Below are 23,670 nucleotides of genomic sequence, written 5' to 3' on the forward strand. Positions count from 1 at the left end.
TCAAAAATCATTACTATTGAATACATTTATCCTTATGACTTTACATGAAAATTCAAAAAGCATCGAATGCTCTGCTCATTCAGCTGCGGTAGACAAAGCAACAGTTGCTGATGCTAGCAGTGCCGACACTAGTAGCAACGATAATGGCATCCATCTTGCCACCATATTCGATCCATATTTTCGTCCTGATGAAAATACCATCGTATGCGGTGCGCTTGATGATGAAAAGGTGGCCGCATTGGCAGCAGCTGGAGTTGAGTTGGTTATTAACTTGCAGCCTGATGAAGAGCTGAAATTCGATGAAAGTACAGCTGTAGAGCAGGCAGGCATGCAATACGAGCATTTACCTATCAATGGCACTGCTGACTTGAAACAGCTTAAAATACTGGCGTTTGATAACATACTACGTCAGCATCATGGCAAAAAAATTGCCATGCATTGTGGCTCTGGCAATCGTGTTGGCGCTGCCATAGCCTTACGAGCTGGTTGGTTACGTGGACGTAAAATGGATACGGCTATGGAGCGTGGGCGTAGTCATGGTTTGACTAAACTTGCAGAAGAGGTTCATAATCGATTGCTCGTACCGCGTTAAATCATAAATATCCCTAACAATAAAAAAGGCGACCTTAGGGTTGCCTTTTTTATTGTGTGATACATTATAAAAATATTTTGGAGGATAGAGATTTTTTATCCTGATAAGATGTATGACAGGCTTTAAACTGAATAACTTCATAAATATAAAATAGAACAGGGCACTTATGAAAAATAATAATGAAAGCATCTCTACAACTACCCATCAAAACGCTAACGTCGGTACATATACTGACAATCATATCCAACGTCGGCTGCAACAGTTGCTAACAGATTTGCAGCTTGATGATGCGCCGGCAGGCGGTGCATTAGTGGTTTATCAAGCTGGCAAATGTATCGCACAGGCAAGTGTGGGACTGGCACGTGCTGATTTATCATGGAATACAGATACTTTATCATTGAACTTTTCGACTGGCAAAGGCATCTTGGCGACACTGGTTCATGTATTGGTATCACAGAAAAAAATGGATTATGACCTACCGATTGCCCATTACTGGTCAGCATTTGGCGTGCAAAATAAAGAGAAAATCACTTTACGCAGTGTGATGTCGCATCAAGCCAATCTTTTTTCGATTCAAAGTATTGACCTCGATAATGAAATCGTCCTTGATTGGAGTATGATGCTAGAGAAAATTGCAGCAATGCCTGTGACTGCCCCTGAGCAGGCGGAATTATACGATAGTGCTTACAGCGCCTTGGTATATGGTTGGGTGCTGGGCGGCGTGATAGAAGCCGTTACTGCGATGCCACTGGCTCAAGCATTACGCCATTATCTAACAGAGCCATTAGGCATTGCCAACAGCTGCTACTTTGGTGTACCAGAAAATCAGGTCGACAAGGTTGCGCGATTGGTTAAAAACTTTGAGTCAGTAGAAGAAGTGTCAGAAAATGCACAAGAAAGCTCACAACCGCAGCCACGTTCCCGCCGTCATAAACCAGTTTTAAAACCAGATTCAGTAGATACCTTGCAAACTTATAGCGATTTACCGAGCTATGCCTGCTGGCAACAACAAGCAGCCAATCAGTATGCAATCCAATCAGTAACAGCTGATAGTGAAGAGCAGATAGGGAAAGTATTGCCAACATTGGATACGGCACAAATCAACCGTTTATACTTTGATAACAGTCAGCTGAATCTTAAAAACTATAAAGCAGCCCTGTTACTTGCGAGCAAAGAACCGATTGACTATTATCATCCGCAGACTTTACAAGCTACTATCCCTGCTGCCAATGGCGTCGCATCAGCACATGCACTGGCGACGCTTTATGCGATGTTGGCTAATGGTGGTATGTGGCAAGGGAAAACACTCATTGATGAGGCAACTTTTAAGCAGCTATCAACGCCGCAAGTCACTGGTATGGATGCCGTTATGCCAGCCCATATGGATTGGCGCTTAGGTTATCATCGCCGCTTTAGTATTTGTAATAGCGATAATTTTGAGGTAAACACTCACGATACAAAATTTCATGCGCCACAAAGTTTTGGACACATGGGCTATAACGGCTCGGTTGCATGGTGCGACCCTGAGCGGCAGCTATCGTTTGCCTTTGTCCATAATTTTGATGTGACCATGCTCAACGATATCCGCCAGTTTGCGCTGACGGAAGCAGTCTTAGGTCTAATTAATGCTGAGATTTAATCAGCATTAGTGCTTTATAAATAGCATTTTTTAGTTAAAGAAATACTGTTTATCTTATTATTGTGCTTTGTTTGGTGTCATTTTAAGCAGCTGTTTTGCTGTTAAACCATGTATAAAAATAGACGCCAAAATCACAATTGAGCACACTATCCAAAGTTTAAGGGCATCTTCATCATTAAAAAACCCTTGGTTGAGTGCATAAGATAAGTAGTACAGGGTACCGATGCCGCGGATACCTAAGGCTGATATGGCATATTTTTCAGTACGCGGTAGATTCAGCCCTGATAAAGCAATAAAGCCGCCAAGCGGACGAATCAATAATAAAAAAGTAAAGCTGACAATGTAGACGCGCCATGTTAGCTCAACGCCAGCTTGTAGACCTTGTCCAAGGAACATGCCAAAGATGACAAGCACCAGTGACATGAGTAAACCTTCTGATTGCTCAGCAAAATCATGCAATTTATGGTGGTAAGTGTGTTCAGATTCTGAACGACGGAACGCAAATGCCGCGACAAATACAGCAATAAAGCCATAACTATGGACGTATTCTGCCAGTCCATATGCCACCAGAGTCAGGGCAATGACCACATAACCTTGAGACATAGTCGTCTCACGGCTATACTTTGAGAACACCAGCTTTGCCATGACTTTGCCAACGACGATGCCGACCAGTAACCCTGCACCAATCTTCCACAATACATCATGGGTAAACCAAGACCACAGCATATCCCCCGTAAAACGCTCTCCTTCGCTATAGGCTTCTGCGATCTTAATCGCAAGATATACAAAAGGGAATGCAAGCCCATCATTTAACCCTGCCTCTGAGGTTAAGGTAAAGCGTGGTGTATCTTCACCTCCGGTATTAGGCGGTCCAACTTGAATGCTAGAGGCCAATACCGGATCCGTTGGGGCAAGGACAGCGCCCAATAAAATCGCAGCACCTATCGTCATACCAAAGGCATAGTAACCTAATACTGCCATCGCAAAGATACCGATGGGCATGGTAATCAGGAGTAGGCGCATCGTCGGACGCCATAATCGCCAAGACAGCTCAGTATCAATCTTGATACCCGCACCGACCAAAGAAACCAACACTACGATTTCAGTCAGTTTTTCGATAATCAGTCCATTATCGATAGGGTTCAAAAATGCCAAACTTGTCCAAAAATAGCCCATCAGCAAACCAAAGCTTAATTGCAGCATGGGCAAGGAGATAGGCGTGCGTTTAAAGATAATCGGAAATAGCGCACCGAATACGAAGGCAATGCCGCAAACCAATAAGAATAAATTGTAATTTTCAATCATGAGGTTGGTGCACGCTGTTATATTTGATTTAAAGTTTAAAAAAAGTCACACTTAGTAGCCGTTTATAATGACGGTAAAAACATCTAAATATCGCAAAAAATCGTTATCAGATAGTGATTAAATAGACAGATACGTTGTTTTTTGGTGAAAAAAAGCCTGCATTGCGCAGGCTTAATAAATTCAGTTCAAGAAGGGTACTTAAATATTATTGTCTAACGTTCAACTTGGCTGACGTCACGTACAGCGCCCGTATCGGCACTGGTGGTCATTGCGGCATAGGCACGTAAAGCAGGAGAGACATGACGCTCACGGCTGACGGGTTTCCAAGCATCACGTCCACGACTTTCCATTTCTTCGCGGCGAGCAGCTAACTCTTCATCACTGACCTGCATATTGATGGTACGGTTTGGGATATCAATATGGATAGTATCGCCTTCTTGCACTAAACCAATGGCGCCGCCTTCAGCGGCTTCTGGGCTGGCATGACCAATAGACAAGCCTGATGTCCCACCAGAGAAGCGACCATCTGTAAGCAGCGCACATTCTTTGCCTAGGCCTTTAGATTTTAGATAAGTCGTCGGGTAGAGCATCTCTTGCATGCCAGGGCCACCTTTTGGACCCTCATAGCGAATGATGACCACATCACCGGCTACGATTTGATCAGCAAGCACGGCTGCTACAGCATCGTCTTGCGATTCAAATATGCGTGCGCGTCCGGTAAAGACTAAGATGCTTTCATCGACGCCAGCGGTTTTGACTACGCAGCCACGTTCAGCGATGTTGCCGTATAGTACTGCTAAGCCGCCATCGGTTGAATAAGCATGCTGAGCACTACGAATACAGCCTGACTCTCGGTTCACATCCAGATTTGACCATTCTTTTGATTGTGAGAAAGCCTCAGTCGTCCGTACGCCGCCAGGGGCTGCGATATAGCGTGCACGTGCTTCAAGATTGTCAGGATTCATAATATCCCATTTATCAATTGCTTCTTTCATCGTGGCACTATGGATAGTTGGCAAATCGGTATGCAGCAAACCAGCACGGTCAAGCTCGGCCAATAGCGCAAAGACACCGCCAGCACGATGCACATCTTCCATATGATACTTTTGTGAAGCAGGGGCAACTTTAGCCAAACAAGGGACGCCACGACTTAAACGGTCAATATCGTGCATTTTGAAGTCGACTTCTGCTTCATGTGCAGCAGCGAGCAAATGCAAAATAGTATTGGTAGAACCGCCCATGGCGATGTCTAAAGTCATGGCATTTTCAAACGCGGCTTTAGTGGCGATAGAGCGCGGTAGGACTGAATCATCGTCTTGCTCGTAGCGACGTTTGGCTAGTGACACGATAGTACGACCAGCTTCTAGGAATAGCTCGCGACGTAGCGAATGGGTTGCCAATAGCGAGCCATTACCCGGTAATGCCAATCCTAATGCTTCGGTCAAGCAATTCATCGAGTTGGCAGTGAACATGCCAGAGCACGACCCACAAGTCGGGCACGCTGAGGCTTCAATAGCAGCGACATCTTCATCACTAATGCTATCATCGGCCGCGTCCATCATCGCATCGACGAGGTCAAGCTTACGAATGGCATTACCTTTACTGTCAGTGCTATGGACGTCGCTACTACCATCATTATTATGACTGTGTGCGACCGTGCTGGCGATAATTTTACCCGCTTCCATCGGGCCGCCTGAAATAAACACCACTGGAATATTAAGGCGCATTGCCGCCATTAGCATACCAGGAGTGATTTTGTCACAGTTAGAAATACAAACTAGGGCATCGGCGCAATGCGCATTGACCATATATTCAACCGAATCGGCAATCAAGTCACGACTTGGTAGTGAATACAGCATACCGCTATGACCCATGGCAATACCATCATCGACGGCAATGGTATTAAATTCTTTTGCCACGCCACCCGCTTTTTCAATCTCGCGTGCAACCATTTGTCCCAAATCTTTTAAATGCACATGGCCGGGTACAAACTGGGTAAAAGAGTTGGCAATGGCAATAATAGGTTTGCCAAAGTCGCCATCAGTCATGCCAGTTGCGCGCCATAGAGCACGAGCACCTGCCATATTACGACCGCCGGTAGAGGTTTTTGAATTGTAATCCATGTGGTATTCCTTACAAATGAGCGAGATTTATTAATATGTGCAGCATCCGCTGCAATGTTGATAGTGTGCTTTTTATACCGGGAGAGTACTAGTGAATAATACTAAGTCGTTACCATACCATTAGATATGAGTAACTGAAAATAATTAACCTATAACAAACAAGACTTAAGGGTCAATCATTTATGCAAGCCGCTCCAAAATAGCGGTTTCAAACCAAGGGAGCTCAGCTTTATCTGCTTCTAGCTTGGCAATGACGACTAAGGCGTGAGTCGCTGGTAGATATTGATACTCCATATTGGCTTCTATCGTCAACGGCAGCGGCTGATTGGTTTCTGTATCAATGCTCTGTTCGTCAATACTAATCAGCGCTTGTTTGTTGTTTTTATACAGGATATCAATACGACCAAAAAACTGCCATTCTTTAAAGGCTGCAATGATAGCATCATCTTTATCTTTAGTATAAATCTGCTGCGTCTCTTTACCCGTATTGGTCCAATGCAAACGGACAGCGAGTTGTAATGCTTCACTAAATACCACCAATGAGCCAATCACTTTGACATGCCACGGATTGGATATGAGTGCTTCGTCAAGACCAACTAGCTTGGCAGCTTCTTGCGCTGTCATCGGTGTATTAAACTGTGCCAGTAGCTTTGGGGTTAAAGGATGGGTCTGCTTAACGACATCGTCCAAACTGTCATAATGATATAAAAATGGCAGCGGTAAGTCTTGAGTGAGGGTCTTTTGACTGATTTTACAGTTATGAATACGCCAACTTATGGCTTTATCAGTCAATGCTTGCGCTAATATAATGGCATTTGGGTCAGTAGCTGGAAGGTTATTTGCCCCAAGCGTTTGCTTATGCTCACCATTATTTATGGTAGCGTCATTGATAGACTGCGTATGAGCGTCAGTATTATTAGAGAATTGAGTTAGCAAGGCAGTCAAATCCATCATGGTAAGGTCATCGAGAGAGTAGATTAATATAACATTTATCGCGCATGGCTCGTCAATAATTTAATCATCAACGAGAGCAGCAAGTTAGTTCATGAAGATCAATCAGTGATTATCTAATACTTGTACTTAAGTGAGATTTCGTCCACTATATTTAATGGTGTAAGTATTCGTTTAATACTCGCTATCCAATCAATACTAACTTTGATTCAATAATAATACAGGTTAAAGGAATAAGATAATGAGCCAAGCCAATCCGCAAACTACTTATAAAGACGATAATATTTTTGCCAAAATGCTCGATGGCGATATCCCTTATCATAAAGTTTATGAAGATGATAAGACTCTTGCTTTTATGGATATCATGCCACAAGCAAAGGGGCATGTTTTGGTCATTCCTAAGCAAAAAGCGGTGGACTTAGCTGATCTTGAACCTGAATACGCGGCAGCTGTGTTGATGACGGCTAAAAAAGTCATGGAAGCCCAGCGTCAGGTATTTAATCGTGAAGGCATTATCCAAATGCAGCTAAATGGTGCAGAAGCGGGGCAAACTGTTTTTCATTATCATGTGCACCTGATTCCTTCTAGTATTCATGAGCTTGGTCGCCATGCCGTCACACAAGCAGATCATGCCGAGCTTGCAAAAACAGCTGAACAACTGGCAGAGATTATTACTGCGTAATTTTAAAAACGTCTATCGTTGTTATGAGTTAAAAGAACAGATAGTACTTACTCTTTAGATAATAATAAAAAGGCAACTAACAAGTTGCCTTTTTTGTTTTTAGGTAATAGTGCTGTAACAATAGTTCAAGTAATGTGACAAATGAGCAGCAATACTGGGGTTAGTAATCGGTTTGTGGTAAACATTAAGTCTACTTGATCGTTAATATAAGAATCTGCTTATGAAGAACAAATCCTCCCGTTCCACTATCTTATTGCCTGTCTTCGTACCGGCAGCAGCCATTATGCTGCTATTAGTGATTGGTACTGCCATTAATCCTGAGTCTGCTGGGGAACTATTTAGCACCGTTCTAAATTTTACCACTGAGACTTTCGGCTGGTTCTATATGTTAGCAGTCGCCATATTTTTGATGTTTATCATTGTCTTGGCATTTTCGTCTTATGGCAGTATTAAACTGGGACCAGATCATGCTCAGGCTGAGTATAATTTTCTTGAGTGGTTTGCCATGCTATTTTCAGCAGGGTACGGCATCGCTTTACTATTTTACGGCGTAGCAGAGCCAGTCATACACTTTGCTAGTCCGCCACTCTCAACGCCGCAGACTATTGAGGCCGCAAAAGAAGCAATGCAAATTGCCTATTTTCACTGGGGTTTTCATATTTGGGCGATCTATGGTGTGGTAGGTTTGTCGCTGGCATATTTCTCTTTTCGTCATGGCTTGCCCTTGTCAATGCGCTCAACACTATATCCACTCATTGGTGATAAAATCTATGGTCCGATTGGACATACTGTTGATGTGTTTGCCATTGTGGGCACGATGTTCGGTATTGCGACCAGTTTGGGGATTTCTGTATCACAGATCAATGCCGGGTTAAATTATCTATTACCAAATACGATACCTGTTAGTATTACAGTTCAGGTGATTATCATTGCGCTGGTGACACTAGCAGCTTTGGCATCTGTTCTCGCTGGCATGGATAAAGGAGTAAAGCGACTCTCAATTTTGAACATGATGTTAGCAACGGGGCTGATGCTGTTTGTTTTTATCGTGGGTCCAACCATCTTTATTCTAAACGCCTTTATGGAAAACACGGGCAGCTATTTAGGCAATATTGTTGAGCGTACTTTTAGTTTACAGGCTTATCAATCGAGTGATTGGATCGGCAGTTGGACACTCTTTATCTTTGCATGGACGATTGCTTGGGCACCCTTTGTCGGATTGTTTATTGCCAAGATTAGTCGGGGTCGTACTATCCGTGAGTTTGTATTAGGCGTGATGTTAGTACCAACCTTCTTTACATTCTTTTGGTTCGCGGTTTTTGGTGATACAGCGCTCCATATGATTATGGTTGATGGCTACGATGCACTCATTACTGAAGTGCAGAACAACCAAGCAATTGCGTTATTTAAATTATTAGAGAACTTGCCTTTTACTCAGATAGTGTCGTCATTAACAGTACTATTAATTATTACCTTTTTTGTGACCTCATCGGATTCAGGGTCGTTGGTGATTGACTCTCTTGCAGCGGGTGGACGCAGTGATACGCCATGGTGGCAACGTACCTTTTGGGTAGTGACTGAAGGGGCAGTTGCCGCGGCTTTACTGGTAGCTGGTGGACTGACAGCATTGCAGACTGCTGCTATTGTCAGCGCCTTACCCTTTGCCGTTATTATATTGATTTCGATATTTGGCATGTGGCGAGCGCTACGTATTGAAGGTCATCGTAACCAGAGTTTAGGTAACGATAACCATTTGCCGCCGCATCTACTGAAACTAGAGGCTTGGCGGGAGCGTATTGATTATATGACTGAGCAGCCAACACGCGATAAAGTGCTTAGTTATATTAGAGGAACGATTTTATCTTCTATGCACGAAGTGGCTGAGAAGTTCGCCGATACAGGTTGGTTGCCTGATGTGAATTATGATGAGATCAATAACCGCGCTGTATTAGAACTGAGAAGTGGCGATAATGTGGAGTTCTGGTACGAGGTTCGCTTATCAGAGCATGATATTCCTGATTATTATACGGAAGATATGGCAAAAAAATTGCCGCAAGAGCACCATTACCGTGCTGAAGTGTATTTGCGCCGTGGTGGTCAGACCTATGATTTATATGGTTATGAATCAGTGTCGATTATTAATGACATTATCGATCAGTTTGAGAAATATCTACACTTTGTCAATGTCTCACCAGATATTCTACCGTGGCGTATGCAAGAGCATGATGAAGATATAACGCTTGAGCAGGGCAGTGTGTTTGATAAATAGGTATATTAAACAGGACATTCAATGTTGATAAAATTTATGAGCTGAGCAAATGATTACGTAATCCCTTGCAATATGTGCACGAATCCTTAGAATAACGGCTTGTTTTCATTGCTAATCAAGCCGTTTTTTATGTCTATTGATTCTCCAGTTTTACTTTCGTCTAATCCTACCTCAGACCATCCTTTATTGCAGCCACTTGTGATTGGCGGCTTGACGATTGAGAACCGTTTGATAGTTGCACCGATGGCTGGCGTGACAGACAATCCTTTTCGCAGATTGTGCAAATCTTTTGGTGCAGGTCATGCAGTCAGTGAAATGATTATCGCTGATACGGCATTGTATGCGCGCAAAAAATCGCTCTATCGTGCCAATTTCGACAATGAGATTGCGCCTATTTCTGCCCAGATAGCAGGCGCAGAACCTGATAAATTGGCAGAAGCGGCGCGTTATCAGATTGATAATGGTGCACAAATTATTGATATTAATATGGGTTGCCCTGCCAAAAAAGTTTGCCGTAAATTGGCAGGCTCTGCACTATTGCAAGATGAGGATTTAGTTGCTCGATTGCTAGATGCTGCAGTCAATGCCGTCGATGCACCGGTAACGCTAAAAACGCGATTGGGCTATGAGAATGGACGTGAAAATATTTTGCGCGTTGCAAAGCGAGCAGAGCAAGCGGGTATAGCTGCTATTGCTATCCATGGACGCACGCGTGAAGATATGTATACCGGAGAGGCGCGTTATGAGCTGATACGTGAGGTCAAAGAAAGTATTAGCATTCCAGTCATCGCAAATGGCGATATAGACAGCGCGCAAAAAGCGCAGCGTGTTTATGAGTTGACCGGCTGTGATGCGGTGATGATTGGACGCGCTGCCCAAGGACAACCATGGATATTTCGCGATATCGAGCATTTTTTGCGCACAGGTGAGACGCTGGCATCACCCAGTGTTAGCGAGATAAAAGAAATTGTACTGACACATTTAGAAGAGCTATACGGTTTTTATGGTGAATACTCAGGCTGCCGTATTGCTCGCAAGCACATTGCTTGGTATACCACCGGTATTCCGAACTCTAACGCTTTTAGGCAAGCCATGTATGGTGAGGAAAGTACCGCCGGACAGTTCCGTGTGGTAGAGGATTTTTTGGATGCTCATGAATAGACAGTAAAGAGCATATGTCGAGCACAAAGTGATCTATACTTCATCTAATAAGAATGTCTATCCAGTTAAACTGGCTTTATTGCTTATTTATTTCCTTTAACCTATATTTCTTTGTTATGATTTAGGTAAATATTAACGGAAGTCTAATTTTTAAAAGGATGTTTCATGTCTAACCCCTCAAAAAAAGCAATCGGTAAAGCAGTTCAAGACAAGAATATTATTATAACGGGGGCATCAAGCGGTATTGGTGAGCGTACTGCTTTTTTGCTTAGTGAATGCGGTGCTCATGTCATTTTGTTGGCACGTACTGAAGAGAAGCTAAAAGCGGTTAAAGAAAGTATCGAAGAGCTTGGTGGTAAGGCAAGTTATTATCCTTGTGATTTGACCAATATGGATGCCATTGAAAAAGTTAGCACGCAAATTTTGGCGGACTTTGGTCACGTTGATGTCTTGGTAAATAATGCCGGTCGCTCGATACGACGCTCGGTTCACGAATCCACTGAACGTTTCCATGATTTTGAGCGTACCATGGATATCAATTACTTTGGCGCAGTCAAAATCATTCTTGGGTTTTTGCCGACGATGATTGAACGTCAAACGGGTCAAATTGTGAATATCTCATCAATTGGTGTATTGGCAAACAGTCCTCGTTTTGCCGCATATGTCGCCTCAAAATCGGCCTTGGATGCCTTTAGCCGTTGCCTAGCTGCCGAAGTCAAAGGCGATAATGTGACGATAACCAATATCTTTATGCCATTGGTACGCACGCCGATGATTGAGCCAACTAAGCTTTATCGTTATATGCCAGCGCTTATGCCAGATGAGGCGGCAATGATGGTCGCCAAAGCGATCGTTCATAAGCCAAATAGTATTGCCAGCAACATGGGCAAGTTTGCGTCGGCTACTTATTCATTAGCACCAGCGATTAACGTTGGTATTCAATCGATGGGTTATCGCATTTTCCCGAGCACTCGTGCCGCTCAGACCACGGATAAAAAACCAAACCTTGCTCAACGTGCTTTTGCCAGAATCTTACCGGGTGAGCATCACTAGAATAGTATTCTATTAGCGCTAACATAAAATCAAAAAGGATACTTCGGTATCCTTTTTTAGTGCCTTAAAATATTAATAAATAGGTAGGCGGTGGATTTCTATTTAACATAAGGCTCGTTATGGGAATAATGGTGGTTTCCTAGTGAGGATTTGAATGCTCGGCTGTGTGCTAATATCATCGGCGCTTTAACTCACTGAAATATTTACAGTGTGAAGGTTTTTAATAAAGCATTACAGTTAAATATATTTAAATCCCTTTAAACAAGGGGTTTTCTTTCAGTAAATAGTCATCCTCACGTAAAGGGATTCTTCCCCAAAAAATTCTCATAATATGAGTAAACCTATCGTAATATTCTGTTAACTCTTCTATATCTATATTTTCTACACTCCAACTATCATATGGGTTTAGAGTTGAAGAAAAGGCTGTTTCAATTGATCTTCCTAAATAATAAACATCGGCCATCACCGTCTTATCTACAGTTTCCTTATTTTCAATGTCTTTAATAATATTTAGTAAAAAGATTTCTAGACCCCAATACTTATCAACGTCCCAAACAAAATCATTCTTTAATGTATTAGTAAAGGATTCGTGACCCCAAAGATACGTTCGTATGTTAGCCTTCATTTCAATGTCCATTTTTTTACAGAACCTGCCATAATTATTGAGAATATAGCTTACAGTTCGCTGTCTGTATAGCGCACTGAACTAACTTAATGATTTGATAACTGCCGAACTGATTGAATCAGTTTGGTACCCTAGTGAGGACTTGAATATTTGGCTGTGGGCTAATAGTATTAACGGTTTCAAATTTCTAAAATGGTTGCAGTGTACTTCGTGGTGTACAAAACATTAGATTATCAAGCTTAAGATTAGCTATCACCAATAATCCTGCTCTGCTTTATTAAGCCATTCGTCAAAGTTTTCACAAATCATATGAAAGGGTAAGTCACTAAGGTCAATTACAAATATTTTTGGATCACCTAAGCGATCATCTCCATCAAAGTATGCTAGCCAGTCCCCGTTTTGAGCAAAAGGCACCAAGTTAAGCCTTTCAATTTTATGGTTTCTCAATCTATATGATAACTTACCACCATCTGTTTCAGAATCTACAAACCACCATTGAAAGTATTCATCGGACTGTACCGTTTTAGTGCAGTTTGCTAATTGTAGATAACGAGCAGGATAGATGAATCCATCAGGCAGTATATTTATTGGATAGGGCTTAAAGCTTTTTTGTTTGATCATTACTTTATTACCTCTGGATCATGTTGATCGATGCGCTATACAGGCTTCGATCTGCTAACTATATTTAGCTTCGCTTGCTCAAAATTGTCTAATAATTATTAGATATAACAGTTTTAAGAAATATGCATAGTTTCTATATATCCTGCTATGGGTTCTCTTTCTAAAAATAAAATCCATGCCTTCGTAATGTCTTGAAGCTTAGTACGACTTACTTTAATACTCTGAATTTCATCATATAAAAAACTTACTCTCACCCCATCATTACGTATTTTAGCAGAATAAGAATTGCTACTTATATCAGCCTCATACGTTGAAGGGCTTCCTAGCGCTCTTAAGCATTCTTTCAAATATTCAATATGTGATTTTAGCGAAGCCCCTCCACTGTCTACTAAATATGATGCAATCAAATTTTCCATATCATCTTCTATTCTGTTAGGAAGAATTGTTGCATGTAAACTCTCAGAGTCAGGAAATTTAAAATAGCAGAACGTAAAGATCATAATCTATTCTCAAAAATGCTATTACTAGGTTGTAGCCATAATGAGCCATAAACAAAATATATCCGTAAATATTTTTTATTCAGAGTGATGATTAACTAATAAGCTATACCTCAAGGGAACCAGCTATTTCACCCTTCAAACCTATTAACAGACCACTTAAAACAGACTGCTATAATGGAACCATTTAGAACAGACTAGCCAAACACACGCCACATTATCCAAAATAACCCAGCCATAATGATAGCAATGATGAGTAGTCGCTTTGCCCAGTAGGGCAGTAGGGGTTTTTTATAGCCTAAATCATTGAGCTGACTGTCAACGCCTTCTTGTAGGCTTTGGAAGCTTTGCTCCGTTGGTGTGCTTTTTACTTTACTCTTAATCAAGCGCTCAGTATCATCTTCGACTGTTTCTCTATCAAAGTTCATGGCTTGACTAGGAATGCCTTGTTTATTAGCGATACTGTTTAATTTTTGCTGCTGCTGATTTTTGAGAGCAAGCTCGTATGCATCGATGCGAGATTTTGCAGCATCCATACTGATATTTTCGTCAGCGGCTAACGTCTTAATTGCCATGACCAGATTGCCTTTTTCGACCATCATAACAACCGTTTTCGGTAATTTTACTTTGGCAGGTTTTGGGCCTGAATCAGAATCAAACATGACTGTCCTTATTTGAGCATGATAATAAGTAGATTGGAGTATTATAACCTTGTTGTACAGTCAAAATTCAAGCAAAAAAATACCGCAGTTATCATCATATCTGCGGTACTGTTATCAATTTTATTTCATTTTAATTTATAGATCTTTCCAGCGTTGGATAGACTCTTTAATGACTTCTTTGGCTTCTTCTACGTCACCCCAAGATTCAACCACCGTTGTACCTGCTTTTTTGAGGTCTTTATAGTGACTGAAATGGAATTCTAGCTGATTGATCAGCTGCTTTGGTAAGTCCGCTAGACTGTTATAAGCATTGCCTGTATCACGGTCGTCAGCAGGTACGACGACGATTTTGTCATCGACTTCGCCATCATCAACGAACTTCATCACACCGATGACTTTCGCTTTTAAGAAAATACCAGTCGGTAAAGGCTGTTCTGTGATGATAAGCGCATCTAGCTCGTCGCCATCTTCATCAAGAGTTTGTGGGATAAAACCATAGTTGCAAGGCTTGGCAAAAATCTGTGGGTCAACACGATCAAGCTCAAATACGGCCAACTCGCGATTCCACTCAATTTTATGGCTACTACCAGCTGGGATTTCTATTACGACATTAATAATGCCGCCGTCGACGTCGCCTGCGTCCAAAATTTTATTAAAATCTGCCATAAAATACTCCAATGTGCTTTTGTTATGAATGTTTGAATCGTAAAGGGTTAAAGTCGGCGTATAAGGTTTGTTACTGCGCCCAATTTGTACCGTGTGCGATTATAACAAGTTTGAATCAAATTTTCTCAAAATGCTTAAGTCTAAGCGCGCACGATATTATGCAAAAAAGGATTATGCAAAAAATACTTATTTTGGCGCTAATTCACGCAATGGTATCTGTCCTGCATGACGTTTTGCGATATTTTCGATGAGCTGTTGCGTAAATTGCTCGTAGGTAAGTGTTTTTTTGTCATCGGTAAGCGGCAGAGTAGTCGGCTGTGTATTGGTCGCTTGGTTCATATTAACAAAATCTGCCAAACGCAACATTTGCATGCCCGCATAACCACAAGGATTGATAGCATTAAATGCTGATAAATCACAATCTAAATTAATGGCAATACCATGGTAGCTAAAGCCATGCTTGATTTTAAAGCCAAGCGACGCAATCTTACCAATCATAATGGTATTATCAACTTCTATCTCATCACTAGTAGGAGCGCTGACCGTTTCTGTAGCAATATCAGCATATAGATAGACACCTGGGGCATCACGGCGGGCACGGGCGCTGATATGGTTGGTGTCAGTTGATGCTGTGCTCTTGAGACAGTCATTGACCACATCCTCAATCGCTTGCTCAGCGTGTGAGACCATATTACGCACACTCCAGCTGATACTGTCCAAATCAAACAGCCAATACATAACCAGCTGACCATGTCCATGCCATGTTACCTGACCACCGCGATCCGTCTTAATGATAGGCGTATTAGTACGTTGCAGGATATGCTCTTCTTTACCTGCTTGCCCAAGAGTATAAACGTCATTGTGATCGACAATCCATAACTCGTCAGGCGTACGCAGTCCTTGCTCTTTTTTAAGAGAAATACGCTCTAACGTGCGTGATAACATGGCATCAAGAGTAGCCACATAGTCAGCAGCAGTGAGTGACTTTGTGATAAGATTTTCATTAAGTGGTTGCGTATTAAGCGCCTGCATAGTATTTGGCATGAGAGTGGCTGTCTTATGTTTTTGTTATGTAAAATGGGCTATCTATTGTTAATATTACTGTCATTGAGTGTAGCAGTTTTCATATTGTCGCCCAAATTTTAATTTTAATTATATTGAACTGGAAAAATATAAAAGAATAAAATAGTCACAAAAGGCCACTTTGTAGTGAGCAGATACGCATCGTATACAAACGCATGGGTGCATTAAAGATGCTGTTCATTCAGGAATCAATGGGCTACATTAAATGGTACTAAACAAAAGTAATATCTAAGAAAATGATGTTTTAGCCTTATTCACTACTAGACTTTGTTGCATAGATAACGCTTTTATGAGGATAATAGAGTGATATCAGTGATTCTTAGTGTCTAATAATAGCTATAGAGTCTTAAATTTGACAAAACGTGCTGACTCTCACGTATATGACAAGGAAGATATATGACAGACAGCGATCAAAACAATCAGGTTCAAGCGATGCATCCTAAATACGATGAGCACGAAGGGCTTAGTATTATCAAAACCGTGGCAGATATGCAGTCACAGTTTTCATGCATGCAAAATCTAAGCCGTACTCAGCCTATCAATGATTGGGCAACGCGTAGAGACCAACTCGACAATCTAGAGCTGATGCTGAGTGACAATCAACAACTGCTTGCTAATGCTATCAGTGCAGATTTTGGCTATCGTAGTGAATCAGAAACTCAGTTTGCTGAGCTGTTTCCGAGTTTTACAGGGATCAGCTATGCCAAAAAACACGGTAAAAGGTGGATGAAGGCGCAGCGAGTATCGATTTCAGCACTATATATGCCAGCCCATAATGAGATCTTGCCACAGCCATTAGGGGTAGTCGGTATCATGGTACCGTGGAACTATCCTTTGTTTTTGGCGATAGGACCGATGATTGACGCGATTACCGCTGGTAACCGCATCATGGTTAAAATGAGTGAGGCAGCACCGCAATTTGCGCAAACGTTTGCAGAAACCATTTCACGTTATTTTTCAGCAGATATGGTTTGTGTGGTCATCGGTGAAGTTGAGATTGCAGCGGCTTTTAGTGAGCTGCCTTTTGATCACCTGCTCTATACTGGCTCTACGGCTGTTGGTAAAAAGGTAATGGCAGCGGCAGCACCCAATCTAACACCGGTCACGCTTGAGCTTGGCGGTAAGTCGCCAGTCATAGTACTAGAGGGTGCTAACCTAGAAAATGCTGTCAATCGCGTGATGATGGGTAAGACCTTAAATGCTGGTCAAACGTGTATCGCGCCTGACTATGTACTGATTCAGCGCCAACATCATGATGAATTTGTGCGTCTGGCAAGAGAGTGGATGGAGAAACACTATCCCAATATTGAAAGCAATCCTGATTACTCGCGCATTATTAATGTTCAGCAGTTCAAGCGTGTTAAAGGCTATTTAGAGAATTTATCCAGTGAAGGTGTCTATAGACTCACTGATGCGACGTCTAATCTTGAAACGCGTCTCATGCCACCAGTTATTGTCAGCGAGCCTGCGCCTGAGAGTGATTTGATGCAAAACGAGATATTTGCACCCGTTTTACCACTCATGCACTATGACACTCTTGATAATGCGATTGCATTTATTAACGCCCGTCCACGACCGTTAGCGCTATATGTCTTCGGTGATAATAGCCGTGATATTGATAAAGTACGCACCAATACGGTATCGGGCGGACTATGTATCAACGAAGTGATTATGCATGTAGCGCAGCATGACTTGCCGTTTGGCGGTGTTGGCGATTCAGGTACGGGCGCTTACCATGGTAAAGCTGGATTTGATCGTTTGAGCCATATGAAACCTATCTTTGTACAATCCAAATTGAATGGGCTAAATATATTGTTACCGCCCTATGGTGGCTTATTTAAAAAGGCAATGGCGCTGTTTTTGAAATAGCATTTTAAAATAGTTGCCTTATTGAATAGATAGTATTTACTCACATTCATCCATCAATAGCATCTACTACGGTAGGTGCTATTTTTTTGTCTAAAGAATCATTTGTTATCAGTGTTATAAATCGCTACACTTTGTGGTGACACTAAACGATAGTTTTGTTTGTTTTAGATAAAAATCAGTAGTAGATGATAGGCTTATTAATTGCTCAAATTAGGATAATGACAGCTATTTTCATAGTAAAGACAATAAATAGGATAACGCCGTGCGCCAATGGATTGCATTTAGCTTATTGCTTATAAGCTCGCTCTTACTGTCTTTGCCAGTATCAGCTGCTGTGCCAACATGCCAAGCACCGATTAAATTTGGGACATTGACATGGGAGAGTGGTCAGTTCACAAGCGGTGTATTAAAATATATCATTGAAAGCGGCTATGGGTGTCAGGTAGAGGAGGTGCCGGGAGCAGGTCCTGCACTTGAAACAGCATTGTCGCAAGATGATATCCAAGTCATTGGAGAGCAGTGGATAGGGCGCTCACCCATCATGACACAAGCTATTGAGCAGAATAAAGTCGCTGTCATTGGTGACACGCTTAAGGGCGGTGCAACCCAAGGTTGGTATGTTCCTAAATATGTACTGGATGAAAACCCGGGTCTACGCCGTTATCAAGATCTTCCTAAATACGCTGAGCTGTTTAAAGACCCTGAAAACCCCAGTAAATCACGCTTTATGAATTGTCCATCTGGTTGGACGTGTGAGATTTTTAATACGCGATTGCTGGAAAATACTGGCTTGGAGAGCGATTTTAATAATGCTCATCCCGGCACAGGTGCAGCCCTTGATGCCGAAATTGCCTCTGCTTTTGAGCAGCATAAGCCACTCTTATTTTATTACTGGCAGCCGACAGGTTTGATGGCAAAATACGATTTTGCCGCATTAGAATTTCCTGCCCATGATGATGCCTGCTGGCAAGACTTATTACTTGCTGATGGCACAGCTGATTGCGTGTCTGGATTCCCTGTATCGCCTTTAGGTATCGCTGTATCTACCCCGTTTATCGATGCCAATCCTGAGCTTGCAGATGTTTTCAAAAAAATCCAATTTAGCCCCGCTGAGCTTAATGGTGCTATTTTAGAGATGAGTGAAAGCAAACGTAGTGGGGAGGAGCAAGCCTTTGTTTTTCTACGTGATAACCCCCAAGTTTGGCAGCAGTGGTTATCGGACGAGGCAGCTACCAACCTTGCAGCTAAATTAGGTATTAGCTTAACGGGTGCTGCTATCGTGACTGATAAAAAAGCATCTAGTACGAACCTAGCAGACCCATCATCTGTCTTCCCTTCATGGTCACTTGAATCTCCACTGAATAACACCTTAGCCAGCGTCGTTCGCAATTATGGCGACGTATTCCGTACGATCAGTAGCGTCGCCTTAACGTATTTATTGCTTCCTATTGAGCGCCTATTAACGCTTATCCCACCATGGCTAATTATTGCCCTTGTGACGGTATTGGCATGGTTTGCTGTACGTAAAATTTGGTTTGCCTTAGCATGTGGTGCTGGGTTGTTCTTGATTGGGGCATTTGGTTTATGGGGCGCGTTAATTGATACCCTGGCATTGCTCATCGTTTCAGTATGGGTGACGGTGGTTATTGGTGTTCCTATCGGCATTGCCATGTCAGGAAGTAAGCTATTGCGTAAGATTGTGACGCCTGTATTAGATGTGATGCAAACCATGCCAAGCTTTGTTTATCTGATACCGGTATTGATGCTATTTGGTATTGGTAAAGTGCCAGCGCTGTTTGCCACCATTATTTATGCATTACCGCCGCTTATTCGTCTGACGACCTTGGGTATTACTCAAGTGAATCATGAGATGGTGGAAGCAGGGCGCTCGTTTGGCAGTACGCATCTGCAATTGCTTATTTGGATTAAGCTACCACAAGCATTGCCCAGTATCATGGCGGGGGTAAATCAAGCCGTCATGATGTCACTGTCTATGGTGGTATTGGCGTCCATGATCGGAGCGCCAGGTCTTGGTGAAGATGTATTGCAATCTATTCAAACGCTCAATATTGGTCAAGGCTTACAAGCAGGTACGGCGATTGTCATTGTGGCGATTATCATTGACCGCATTACTCAGGCATTTGGGCAAGGTAAGCGTGCGCGCCAAAAAACCATTGAAGCTGGTAGACGCCCGATTGGTTAACGATTATTTGCAGACATAATAATGCCTTGTGTCGGTTTTAAAATAACTCAACTACATCAATCAATCTTAATAGATAAAAATTCTAAAAATAAAAACAAAGAGAACGACAATGAATCATATTCAGCTAGAAAATATCAGTAAGATATATAACGCCAGTCACGCACAAGCAAAAATGGCATTGGCATTGCTGGCTGAGGGTATGGATAGTATTGCGGTAAAAGAGCAAACCGGCTATTCGGTCGGGCTTTATGATATTAATTTGGCGGTCAAAGCGGGCGAGCTACATTGTATTATGGGGTTGTCAGGTTCTGGCAAGTCAACCTTGATACGTCATATCAATCGTCTGATTGATCCAACCAGTGGCAAGATATTGGTAAATACAGATATCAATGCTAAAAACTCTGTGACTAAAATAGTATCTAACTCAGTAGTTACAAATAAAGATGTCTTGCCAGTAGAGAAAGGAGAACCATCTTCTGCTATTAATATCTTAGCGCTCAATGATCAAGAGCTTCAGCACTATCGTCAGCAAACGGTCAGTATGGTGTTTCAGCATTTTGGTCTGGTACCTCATATGACCGTCATTCAAAACGTCGCCTATGGCTTGCGAGTGCGAAAAATGAGTCTCAAAGCGCGTCATGAGGTTGCTCGGCACTGGCTGAATGAAGTTGGTCTATCCAATCTAGAGAGTAGCTATCCCGATGAGCTGTCAGGAGGCATGCAGCAACGCGTTGGGCTGGCACGTGCTTTGGCAATGGACAATCCTATATTGCTCATGGATGAAGCCTTTTCGGCGCTCGATCCTTTGATTCGCGCTCAACTACAGGATCAGTTATTAGAGCTACAAGCACGATTGAATAAGACGATCGTGTTTATCACCCATGATATTGACGAAGCCATCAAGGTAGGTCAGCGTATTAGTATTTTGAATGGTGGACGTTTAGTGCAAACAGGCACACCAAGCGACTTACGTCATAATCCCGCTGACGAATATGTAGCTAGATTTATGGGTGCTAAGCAGTAGGTGTATATAGTCGATTCATTTTAAAAAAGATACAGTGCTATTGGCTATAAATTTTTTGCAGCCTCTGTCACGCCTGCGAACAGCAAGCAAGAAAAAATTATAGCCAATAGCACGTTATTACAATCGTATCGCTTTTATTTTGAACTGACTATATAGCGACTTATGTCATCGTTATTATTTTCTAAAAGGTAGGTTTTTGCTAAAGTAATCTATCACTCTACTATTTCCATGCTGTTAAAAAAATGTAGCAGCATCTCTTTTACTATTAAAGAAAACTCCATTATCAGTATATACTATTAAGATACTCTAATATGGCAGTCATACTTAAAGCATGTCATATCTTTATCTAAGCTAAAGCCACTATAGGTACAGATACAGTATTAGGTTTCAGCTCTAGACTCACACTCTATTTCTATTTTGTCTTATAGCTTTTACTAAGCCTGACTCACCCTTTTACAGTATGTTTATCGCTCCAAAACCTTTACTCATTCACTTTAACTAATAGCGCAAAAAGACCATAAGCTGCCCTGTAGCTTATAGTCGTAAGACTTCGTCAAAAGGATCTCTTATGCCACATAAAAAAAACCATCATGACGCGAATAATCATAATACTAATAGTCATGAAAATAAGAACGCTAATGATTTAGCGACAGCCTCACCGCATGCTGCGTCACGTTGGTTAAAGAATATCAGTGCGTTTGGTGTCACGACGGTCTTGAGTGCCGGTATATTGGTAGCGTGTGGACAGATGAGTAGTGCAGATAATAACGTCAGTAGTAGCACAAGCAAGCAAAATAGCGGGGTAAAAAGCTCACGTGATATGTTGCCATCCGATATGCTCAAAACAATGCAAGCATTGCCGCAGTTGACTAAAGGTTTGGGCAAAAATGGCGCTGCTGTGATTGACCCTAATAAACCCACCTTAGTTAAGTTTTGGGCGAGCTGGTGCCCTCTATGTTTAGGGACGCTAGCAGAAACTGAAGAATGGCGTACTGATCCTAAATTTTCTGGTTTAAATGTCGTCACTGTGGCAAGTCCCGGTCATCTGAATGAAAAAGCCAATGGCGAATTCAGCACTTGGTATGCTGGCGTGCAAGCCGATTATCCTAAGCTGCCAGTATTGATTGATGCCTCAGGCGAGCTGATTAACAAGCTTGGCGTGCAGGTTTATCCAAGCTGGGCCATACTCGATAAAAACGGTAATTTGGTGCATTTGGTCAAAGGTAATATGTCAGCAGAGCAAGCCTATGCCCTCGCTGAGAATGCCAGTAATGATTTTGCTGAACTCAAAGCTGGTAGTGCTAAGCCTGCAAATGTACAAACATTAGATAACAACAGTAAAATTGAGACTATTAAACAAAAAGATGGCGTTTATTATAATGACAAAGGTAAAGCGATTAATACCCGCTCAATCTACCTAGCTGGTGGCTGTTTCTGGGGCGTTGAAGCCTATATGGAGCGGGTCGATGGTGTCGTAGATGCTGTATCAGGCTATGCCAATGGCGACACAGTCAACCCAAGCTATGAGCAAGTAATCCGTGGTTCAGGGCATGCCGAAGCAGTCAAAGTCACTTATGATGCTGATAAAACGGACCTTGATACGATTTTAAAGTATTATTTCCGCGTGGTTGATCCAACCAGCTTAAACAAGCAAGGTAATGATCGCGGTGTACAGTATCGTTCAGGCGTTTATTACACGGACAAAGCAGATAAAGCGGTAGTTGATGCTGCAATTAAGCGTGTGCAAAGTCAATATAAGCAAAAGATAGTCGTTGAAAACAAAATATTGGACAACTTTTACTTAGCTGAGATGTATCATCAAGATTACCTAGCGAAAAATCCGAATGGCTATTGTCATGTTGATTTAAGCCTTGCCGATGACAAGCCTGAAGACACGGTACGTACTAAGCTTGCATCAGTAACTACTGTCGCTGAGACGTTAGATCCTAAGCGTTATGCTGGGTTTGATAAAGGCGCGTTAAAAAACACTTTGACCAAAGCACAATATGATATCACTCAAGATGCAGGCACTGAGCGGGCGTTCAGTCATGAATATGATAACTTGTTTGCACCCGGTGTCTATGTCGATGTGGTCAGCGGTGAGCCTTTATTCTTATCAACTGATAAATATGCCTCAGGCTGTGGTTGGCCAAGTTTTACCAAGCCAATTGATAAGCAAGTGATTACGCAACATGACGATATGGCATTTAACATGGTACGTACTTAGATTCGTTCACGAGTAGCGGATTCGCATCTGGGTCATGTGTTCCCTGATGGTCCAAAAGACCGTGGCGGTCTGCGTTATTGCATCAATGGCGGGGCATTGCAGTTTATCCCAGTCAATGTGATGCCTCAGTCAGGCTATGCGCCACTAGTGAAGTTGGTTAAACCTGCGAAACCTTAGTAAATAACATGGTTTAATAATTTTATAAAAAGACGTTAAGAATATTCTTGGCGTCTTTTTTATAGGTTATAGTCGGCTAATAATGTGATGAATACTGCTATGAATCGTAGTAATTTTGCTGCAATCCATAGTGAACTCTGAAAAATAATCTAAAGTTCGTTATACTCAAACGCTTATGATTGTTCTATCAGTAATATATATAGTCAAAATACTCTAGAAACGCTACGGTACTGCTGGTACA

18 protein-coding genes and 1 pseudogene are annotated in these 23,670 nt (G+C 42.1%); 10 read left to right on the forward strand and 9 right to left on the reverse strand.

The genetic code is table 11. The features are described 5' to 3' along the window. The first annotated feature begins 34 nt into the window (after positions 1-34). Together M0221_RS05290 and M0221_RS05295 are read left to right on the forward strand one after the other, a co-directional pair. A complete protein-coding gene (locus M0221_RS05290; RefSeq protein ID WP_020443277.1) occupies positions 35-592 on the forward strand; it encodes a protein tyrosine phosphatase family protein in 558 nt (185 codons plus the stop codon). 166 nt (positions 593-758) lie between these two features. Continuing rightward, complete coding sequence (locus M0221_RS05295) at positions 759-2,231, forward strand: serine hydrolase domain-containing protein (RefSeq protein ID WP_483284596.1); 1,473 nt, start codon at positions 759-761, stop codon at positions 2,229-2,231. 57 nt (positions 2,232-2,288) lie between these two features. On the opposite strand, the gene M0221_RS05300 is transcribed toward M0221_RS05295, so the two are convergent. From M0221_RS05300 to M0221_RS05310, 3 genes are all read right to left on the reverse strand, one after another. Then, positions 2,289-3,536 (reverse strand): cation:proton antiporter, encoded by a 1,248-nt coding sequence (locus M0221_RS05300; RefSeq protein WP_201550806.1) that lies wholly within the window; start codon positions 3,534-3,536, stop codon positions 2,289-2,291. 212 nt (positions 3,537-3,748) lie between these two features. Then, positions 3,749-5,659, reverse strand: a complete 1,911-nt coding sequence (gene ilvD, locus M0221_RS05305) for a dihydroxy-acid dehydratase (RefSeq protein ID WP_483284597.1) — start codon at positions 5,657-5,659, stop codon at positions 3,749-3,751. A 180-nt stretch (positions 5,660-5,839) separates the two neighbouring features. After that, positions 5,840-6,613: a hypothetical protein gene (locus tag M0221_RS05310; RefSeq protein ID WP_483284598.1), complete on the reverse strand. Its 774-nt coding sequence runs from the start codon at positions 6,611-6,613 to the stop codon at positions 5,840-5,842. A 238-nt stretch (positions 6,614-6,851) separates the two neighbouring features. Here M0221_RS05310 and M0221_RS05315 point away from each other — a divergent pair, with 238 nt between their 5' ends. The 4 genes from M0221_RS05315 to M0221_RS05330 all read left to right on the forward strand — a co-directional run bounded on the left by M0221_RS05315 (position 6,852) and on the right by M0221_RS05330 (position 11,775). Further along, entirely contained in the window at positions 6,852-7,292 is a 441-nt protein-coding gene (locus tag M0221_RS05315; RefSeq protein WP_483284599.1) for an HIT family protein, read from the forward strand. 220 nt (positions 7,293-7,512) lie between these two features. Further along, positions 7,513-9,561, forward strand: a complete 2,049-nt coding sequence (locus tag M0221_RS05320) for a BCCT family transporter (RefSeq protein WP_483284600.1) — start codon at positions 7,513-7,515, stop codon at positions 9,559-9,561. 129 nt (positions 9,562-9,690) lie between these two features. Then, positions 9,691-10,722 (forward strand): tRNA dihydrouridine synthase DusB, encoded by a 1,032-nt coding sequence (gene dusB, locus M0221_RS05325; protein WP_483284601.1) that lies wholly within the window; start codon positions 9,691-9,693, stop codon positions 10,720-10,722. A 165-nt stretch (positions 10,723-10,887) separates the two neighbouring features. Next, the gene (locus M0221_RS05330) at positions 10,888-11,775 is read left to right on the forward strand and encodes an SDR family NAD(P)-dependent oxidoreductase (RefSeq protein WP_483284602.1); all 888 of its coding nucleotides are present in this window, start codon (positions 10,888-10,890) and stop codon (positions 11,773-11,775) included. Positions 11,776-12,022: 247 nt separating this feature from the next. Here the strand turns inward: M0221_RS05330 and M0221_RS05335 are convergent, their stop codons facing one another. The 6 genes from M0221_RS05335 to lipB all read right to left on the reverse strand — a co-directional run bounded on the left by M0221_RS05335 (position 12,023) and on the right by lipB (position 15,890). After that, positions 12,023-12,400 carry a hypothetical protein gene (locus M0221_RS05335; RefSeq protein WP_483284603.1) on the reverse strand — a complete coding sequence of 126 codons (378 nt, stop codon included), beginning with the start codon at positions 12,398-12,400 and terminating at the stop codon, positions 12,023-12,025. A 252-nt stretch (positions 12,401-12,652) separates the two neighbouring features. Then, positions 12,653-13,021 (reverse strand): hypothetical protein, encoded by a 369-nt coding sequence (locus M0221_RS05340; protein ID WP_271133091.1) that lies wholly within the window; start codon positions 13,019-13,021, stop codon positions 12,653-12,655. A gap of 113 nt (positions 13,022-13,134) precedes the next feature. After that, complete coding sequence (locus tag M0221_RS05345; RefSeq protein WP_483284604.1) at positions 13,135-13,521, reverse strand: DUF5376 family protein; 387 nt, start codon at positions 13,519-13,521, stop codon at positions 13,135-13,137. Between the two features lie 194 nt (positions 13,522-13,715). Beyond that, positions 13,716-14,180, reverse strand: coding sequence for a hypothetical protein (locus tag M0221_RS05350; RefSeq protein WP_483284605.1), 465 nt, complete (start codon positions 14,178-14,180; stop codon positions 13,716-13,718). A 135-nt stretch (positions 14,181-14,315) separates the two neighbouring features. Continuing rightward, positions 14,316-14,846, reverse strand: a complete 531-nt coding sequence (locus M0221_RS05355) for an inorganic diphosphatase (protein ID WP_020443289.1) — start codon at positions 14,844-14,846, stop codon at positions 14,316-14,318. 186 nt (positions 14,847-15,032) lie between these two features. Then, complete coding sequence (gene lipB, locus M0221_RS05360) at positions 15,033-15,890, reverse strand: lipoyl(octanoyl) transferase LipB (RefSeq protein ID WP_483284606.1); 858 nt, start codon at positions 15,888-15,890, stop codon at positions 15,033-15,035. Between the two features lie 435 nt (positions 15,891-16,325). Here lipB and M0221_RS05365 point away from each other — a divergent pair, with 435 nt between their 5' ends. From M0221_RS05365 to msrAB, 4 genes and pseudogenes are all read left to right on the forward strand, one after another. Next, positions 16,326-17,798, forward strand: a complete 1,473-nt coding sequence (locus tag M0221_RS05365) for a coniferyl aldehyde dehydrogenase (RefSeq protein WP_483284607.1) — start codon at positions 16,326-16,328, stop codon at positions 17,796-17,798. 262 nt (positions 17,799-18,060) lie between these two features. Next, the gene (locus M0221_RS05370) at positions 18,061-20,001 is read left to right on the forward strand and encodes a glycine betaine ABC transporter substrate-binding protein (RefSeq protein ID WP_483284608.1); all 1,941 of its coding nucleotides are present in this window, start codon (positions 18,061-18,063) and stop codon (positions 19,999-20,001) included. A gap of 109 nt (positions 20,002-20,110) precedes the next feature. Continuing rightward, positions 20,111-21,025: an ATP-binding cassette domain-containing protein gene (locus tag M0221_RS05375; protein ID WP_483284609.1), complete on the forward strand. Its 915-nt coding sequence runs from the start codon at positions 20,111-20,113 to the stop codon at positions 21,023-21,025. Positions 21,026-21,593: 568 nt separating this feature from the next. After that, positions 21,594-23,429: pseudogene (gene msrAB / locus M0221_RS05380) on the forward strand (bifunctional peptide-methionine (S)-S-oxide reductase MsrA/peptide-methionine (R)-S-oxide reductase MsrB). Positions 23,430-23,670: the final 241 nt, after the last annotated feature.

The sequence above is a fragment of the Psychrobacter sp. ANT206 genome, from assembly GCF_056880555.1.

What these genes read in the sequence shown, in the direction of transcription:
- M0221_RS05290 (WP_020443277.1), top strand. Translation starts at nt 35, where the DNA reads ATGACTTTACATGAAAATTCAAAAAGCATCGAATGCTCTGCTCATTCA.
- M0221_RS05295 (WP_483284596.1), top strand. Translation starts at nt 759, where the DNA reads ATGAAAAATAATAATGAAAGCATCTCTACAACTACCCATCAAAACGCT.
- M0221_RS05300 (WP_201550806.1), bottom strand. Translation starts at nt 3,536, where the DNA reads ATGATTGAAAATTACAATTTATTCTTATTGGTTTGCGGCATTGCCTTC.
- ilvD (WP_483284597.1), bottom strand. Translation starts at nt 5,659, where the DNA reads ATGGATTACAATTCAAAAACCTCTACCGGCGGTCGTAATATGGCAGGT.
- M0221_RS05310 (WP_483284598.1), bottom strand. Translation starts at nt 6,613, where the DNA reads ATGATGGATTTGACTGCCTTGCTAACTCAATTCTCTAATAATACTGAC.
- M0221_RS05315 (WP_483284599.1), top strand. Translation starts at nt 6,852, where the DNA reads ATGAGCCAAGCCAATCCGCAAACTACTTATAAAGACGATAATATTTTT.
- M0221_RS05320 (WP_483284600.1), top strand. Translation starts at nt 7,513, where the DNA reads ATGAAGAACAAATCCTCCCGTTCCACTATCTTATTGCCTGTCTTCGTA.
- dusB (WP_483284601.1), top strand. Translation starts at nt 9,691, where the DNA reads ATGTCTATTGATTCTCCAGTTTTACTTTCGTCTAATCCTACCTCAGAC.
- M0221_RS05330 (WP_483284602.1), top strand. Translation starts at nt 10,888, where the DNA reads ATGTCTAACCCCTCAAAAAAAGCAATCGGTAAAGCAGTTCAAGACAAG.
- M0221_RS05335 (WP_483284603.1), bottom strand. Translation starts at nt 12,400, where the DNA reads ATGAAGGCTAACATACGAACGTATCTTTGGGGTCACGAATCCTTTACT.
- M0221_RS05340 (WP_271133091.1), bottom strand. Translation starts at nt 13,021, where the DNA reads ATGATCAAACAAAAAAGCTTTAAGCCCTATCCAATAAATATACTGCCT.
- M0221_RS05345 (WP_483284604.1), bottom strand. Translation starts at nt 13,521, where the DNA reads ATGATCTTTACGTTCTGCTATTTTAAATTTCCTGACTCTGAGAGTTTA.
- M0221_RS05350 (WP_483284605.1), bottom strand. Translation starts at nt 14,180, where the DNA reads ATGTTTGATTCTGATTCAGGCCCAAAACCTGCCAAAGTAAAATTACCG.
- M0221_RS05355 (WP_020443289.1), bottom strand. Translation starts at nt 14,846, where the DNA reads ATGGCAGATTTTAATAAAATTTTGGACGCAGGCGACGTCGACGGCGGC.
- lipB (WP_483284606.1), bottom strand. Translation starts at nt 15,890, where the DNA reads ATGCCAAATACTATGCAGGCGCTTAATACGCAACCACTTAATGAAAAT.
- M0221_RS05365 (WP_483284607.1), top strand. Translation starts at nt 16,326, where the DNA reads ATGACAGACAGCGATCAAAACAATCAGGTTCAAGCGATGCATCCTAAA.
- M0221_RS05375 (WP_483284609.1), top strand. Translation starts at nt 20,111, where the DNA reads ATGAATCATATTCAGCTAGAAAATATCAGTAAGATATATAACGCCAGT.